Raw genomic sequence first — 4,480 nt, forward strand, 5'->3', positions numbered from 1 at the left:
AGCTGGACCAACCAGACGCTGGCCATGATCGTTCTGTGGGCTGCATCCATGTACCTGTTCAAGGAGAAGAAGAACTACTGGATCACCGCTGTGCCCGCTACCTTCATGAGCGCTGTGTCCTGCACCTACTTCGTGCTGGCACCTGAGTGCCTGGGCAAGATGATCAATACTTACGCAGACGGCAAGCTGGTCGCTTACAACACTGCCGTTGCATACCCCATCGGCATCATCTTTGCAATCGCAATGCTGGCACTCTTCATCTATGCTACCAAGAAGCACACCGCTTCTCAGAAGGCATAAGGATGTCTGCCGCACCGCATAAGCCTTAAACTCTGACACCCCCGCCGCTGCACCCCGCAGTGACGGGGGTGTTTTGACATAACAGACAAACCTTTTGTGCAAATCTTAGCAGCAGAAGGGGTTGCATTTTGAGGGCTGCAGTGCGAAAATAGAACCGGTGATTTTATTTGGAATGGCTGCAGCATCTGCGGCTGGACCGGAAACTAACAGTAAAGAAGGGAACTTCCATGATCTTCAAACCTGCACAGCTGGGTATGGCAAAGCTTGATAATCAGGAGCTGGTGGAGGACAGAAAGTCCTGCAAAAAGATCGGCCCCTGCGGCGTTGGCAAAAAGGCGCTGTACCTCAACAGCTTTTACATCGACCGCCGCTATTATCTGCCCTACGGCAGCATCAGCCGCGTGTTCAAGCGGGTGGCTATGAGCTCCGGCGGCTTTACCGGCAAGGGCATGTTTGCCTCCATGGCCTACCTTGTGGTGGAGTACGATGGCGGCAAGCAGAAGCAGTGCAACTTCAAGGACGAGCGGGATGTGGACAAGCTGCTGGAGGTGCTGGCCAAAGAGCAGCCGCAGATCCATCTGCTCAGCGCAGCCGGTGAGCAGATGCTGCAGAAGAAGGAAGCCGAAAAGGCCTCCCGCAAGCTGCCGGAAAGCGAGCTGACCGACGATGCCCGTCACAGCATCACCGTGCTGCGCAGGGCAAAGGAATATCTGGAAGCAAAGCCTGCCCTCTCCGATGAGCTCAGCGCAGCCGAGCGCCGCAAGCGTGCCCAGCTGCAGAGCAAGCCGGTGTACCGCTATGTGGCGCTGGCCATCTTTATCATGGGCATCGTCTCTGCGGCCTATGGCCTGTATGCCGTCACCACCCATACCGGCGGCTATGGCATCTACTTTGCGCTGTTCGGCTTTGCAGCCATCTTCCTGTTCTCCAGCTACAACATGCTGCCCACCGCCCACAACAACCACAGCGCCATCATGAAGCGGGCCGAGAAGGCCGAAGCTGCTATGGCAGAATACGTGAAGCACTACCCGAACGGTGCCTTCCCGGTGCCCAGCCATTACGCACATCCCATCGTGCTCAAGCAGATGGCCGATGCCATTGAAGAGGGCCGCGCCGTCACCGTGCCGGAGGCTTTGACTGCCGTGGAAAACCGCCTGAAGTCCCTGAACGCAGATGTGCAGGTGGAACAGGAGGAATACGACGAGGTGGTGGTCATCAAGGCGATGTTCCTGAACCACGATTATCAGTAAAAAGTAAGCAAAGAGGGCTTTTCCTTCGGGAAAGGCCCTTTTGCTTTGCCTAACTTCTTGCACAGCAGAATCGTTCGTTTTATAATGAAAAAGGAGAGTCTTTACACCCACGAGTGGAGGAAACAGCTATGGATATGGTCACCCTTGGCAGCACCGGCATCACGGTGAACAAAAATGGCTTCGGCGCACTGCCCATCCAGCGCATCTCGCAGGAAGATGCCGTCTATCTGGCCCGCAAGGCTTACAAGGCAGGCATCCGCTTTTTTGATACCGCCCGCGCCTACACCGACAGCGAGGTGAAGCTGGGCGAAGCCTTTGACGGCATCCGCACGAAAGTGTATATCGCCACCAAAACGGCAGCGCAGAACGCAGAGGACTTCTGGAAGGATCTGCACACCTCACTCACCAATCTGCGCACTGATTACATTGACCTGTACCAGTTCCACAATCCCGCATTCTGCCCGAAGCCAGGCGACGGCTCCGGCCTCTACGAGGCTATGCAGGAGGCCAAAGCCAAGGGCATGATCCGGCATATCGGCATCACCAACCACCGTCTGAAGGTGGCCCACGAGGCCATTGACAGCGGTTTGTACGAGACGCTGCAGTTCCCGTTCAGCTATATCTCCGGTGAGCAGGAGCTGGAATTGGTGAACAAGTGCAAGGCGGCAAATATGGGCTTTATCGCCATGAAGGGCCTGTCCGGTGGACTGATCACTAACAGTGCCGCAGCCTATGCCTTTGAGGCGCAGTTCGATGGAGTTTTGCCCATCTGGGGCGTGCAGCGTGAAAGGGAACTGGACGAGTTCCTCTCCTATATCGACAACCCGCCGCGCATGACCGACGACATCCGTGCCGTCATTGAGGGGGATCGTGCCGAGCTGTGCGGCGAGTTCTGCCGCGGCTGCGGCTATTGTATGCCCTGCCCGGCAGGCATCGAGATCAACAACTGCGCCCGCATGAGCCTGCTGCTGCGGCGTTCGCCCTCGGCAGAGCATCTCAGCCCCGCAGGTCAGGCCAAGATGAAAAAGATCGAGGGCTGCCTGCACTGCAACCGGTGCAAGGCCAAGTGCCCATATGGTCTGGATACCCCCGCCCTGCTGGCCCGCAACTATGAGGATTACAAGCGCGTTCTGGCCGGTGAAGTAAAAGTTCAGTAACACAAAAGCTCCTGCCCATTCAGACAGGAGCTTTTGTGCTTTATGCGGCAGCTTTTGGCTGCTCAAAAATCCTCATCGATTCCTTATAACAGTGTGCGAAGTACACGATCTCGGCAAGGGCGGTCAGCGCCCAGCTGCAGGGGTACAGTGCGTACAGCGAGGGAATGGTGTGAAAGTGCGCGAAGATGGTGTATACCCAGATCACCCGGAACACGCAGGAACCCATTACCACAATAATGGTGGGCACCACAGTCTTGCCAAGTCCGCGGGAAGCGGCGATGGTGCAATCCATAAAGGCGGAGATGCAGTAGGCAAAGCCCATCACGCCCACGCGCTTCATGCCGGCATCAATGACGGCGCTCTCGGTGGTGAACAGGGCAAGAAAGGTGCGGCCAAAGAGGAACAAGCTTCCGCCCAGGATCAGGCCCACACCAAAGGAGTAGGCCAGACTGATGAAATAACTCTTCTTTACGCGGTCCGGCTTGCCAGCGCCGTAGTTCTGGCTCATAAAGCTTGCACAGGCCATATAGAATGCGGCCATGCAGTCGTAGATCATGGCATCGGCATTGGCGGCGGCGCTGTTGCCCTTGACCATGAGAGAGTCGAAGGAGTTGACCCCTGCCTGAATGAACAGGTTTGCAATGGCGAAAATGGCATTCTGGAAACCGGACGGAAGACCAAGGCCCAGAATGCTCTTTGTTGTGGCGGGGTCCAGATGCAGCTTTTTGGTGTCCAGCACGTAACAGTCCTGCACTTTGGTCAAAGCGTGCAGGATCAGCCCGGCAGAGGCGCACTGCGAAATGGCACTGGCCAGCGCCACGCCCATGACGCTTAACTGGCACACGATGACAAAGAACAGGTTCAGTGCAATGTTCAGTGCGCCCGCAATGGACAGGTACATCAGCGGCTTTTTGGTGTCGCCGATGGCGCTGAACACAGCGTTGCCGAAGTTGTACAAGGCCAGAGCGGGCATACCAAGGAAGTACACCCGCAGGTACAGGATGGCACCGGGCAGCAGGTCGTCCTTGGTGTTCAGCAGCCGCAGCATGAAGGGGGAACCCAGCAGGCCGACGAACAGCAACACCACACCCGCGATCAGGCTGACGATGGCGGCGGAGTGGACAGTCTTTTCCACATCGTGCTCGTGCCGTGCACCGTAGAAGCGGGCCACCAGCACGTTGATGCCGCCGCTCAGGCCGATCAGGAAGCCGGTGAACAGGCTGACGAGGATGCTGGTGGAACCCACCGCGCCCAGCGCTGTAGAGCCTGCAAACCGGCCTACCACGGCCACGTCCGACATGTTGAACAGCACCTGCAGCAGGTTGGAAAGCGCCAGCGGCAGACTGACCAGAAAGATCTGTTTGGCCAGAGGGCCTTCGGTCAGTGTTTTGGTATTTGATTTCATGTTCTCTTTTTATCCTTTAACCTAAACCGTGCCCGCGCACACCGGGGCACACCTCTATTATATGGGCCGCTGCGGCTTTTGCAAGATAGCATCGACATTTCATATTTGATTTTTTTGTGTGGCTGTGCTATACTACTTTACACCGATGAAATAAATATGTGCGATCGTAGCTCAGCTGGATAGAGCGTTCGGCTCCGACCCGGAAGGCCAGAGGTTCGAATCCTCCCGGTCGCACCAAGAAAAACCAGAACACATTCGTGTTCTGGTTTTTCTTTTTTCAGTGCGCCGGGAGGATTCGAACAAGGCGGCGGCGCGCAGCGCCGCAAGCAAAGCCACAGCGCGGCTTTGCTTAGCCTGCGGTTGCCAAC

At 56.6% G+C, this 4,480-nt stretch carries 4 protein-coding genes and 1 tRNA gene; 4 read left to right on the forward strand and 1 reads right to left on the reverse strand.

Annotated features, from left to right (window positions below):
- The 3 genes from DWY76_RS14455 to DWY76_RS13615 form a co-directional block, all read left to right on the forward strand.
- The coding region (locus DWY76_RS14455; RefSeq protein ID WP_279221605.1) for a carbon starvation CstA 5TM domain-containing protein at positions 1-300 on the forward strand (300 nt) is incomplete at its 5' end.
- A gap of 227 nt (positions 301-527) precedes the next feature.
- On the forward strand, positions 528-1,550 hold the full coding sequence (locus DWY76_RS13610; protein ID WP_120081596.1) for an ATPase P: 1,023 nt from the start codon (positions 528-530) through the stop codon (positions 1,548-1,550).
- 128 nt (positions 1,551-1,678) lie between these two features.
- Positions 1,679-2,707, forward strand: a complete 1,029-nt coding sequence (locus tag DWY76_RS13615; RefSeq protein WP_120081597.1) for an aldo/keto reductase — start codon at positions 1,679-1,681, stop codon at positions 2,705-2,707.
- A 40-nt stretch (positions 2,708-2,747) separates the two neighbouring features.
- Here DWY76_RS13615 and DWY76_RS13620 read toward each other — a convergent pair whose 3' ends face one another.
- Entirely contained in the window at positions 2,748-4,112 is a 1,365-nt protein-coding gene (locus tag DWY76_RS13620; RefSeq protein ID WP_005936940.1) for an MATE family efflux transporter, read from the reverse strand.
- 160 nt (positions 4,113-4,272) lie between these two features.
- Here DWY76_RS13620 and DWY76_RS13625 point away from each other — a divergent pair.
- Positions 4,273-4,349: transfer RNA gene (locus DWY76_RS13625), tRNA-Arg, on the forward strand.
- Positions 4,350-4,480 lie beyond the last annotated feature (131 nt).

Origin of the sequence: Faecalibacterium sp. AF27-11BH (assembly GCF_003603005.1) — a bacterium.
Lineage (GTDB): Bacteria > Bacillota > Clostridia > Oscillospirales > Ruminococcaceae > Faecalibacterium > Faecalibacterium taiwanense.

Bases quoted from the DNA above. Each gene is read 5' to 3' on its own strand.
- DWY76_RS13610 (WP_120081596.1), top strand. From the start codon at position 528: ATGATCTTCAAACCTGCACAGCTGGGTATGGCAAAGCTTGATAATCAG.
- DWY76_RS13620 (WP_005936940.1), bottom strand. From the start codon at position 4,112: ATGAAATCAAATACCAAAACACTGACCGAAGGCCCTCTGGCCAAACAG.
- DWY76_RS13615 (WP_120081597.1), top strand. From the start codon at position 1,679: ATGGATATGGTCACCCTTGGCAGCACCGGCATCACGGTGAACAAAAAT.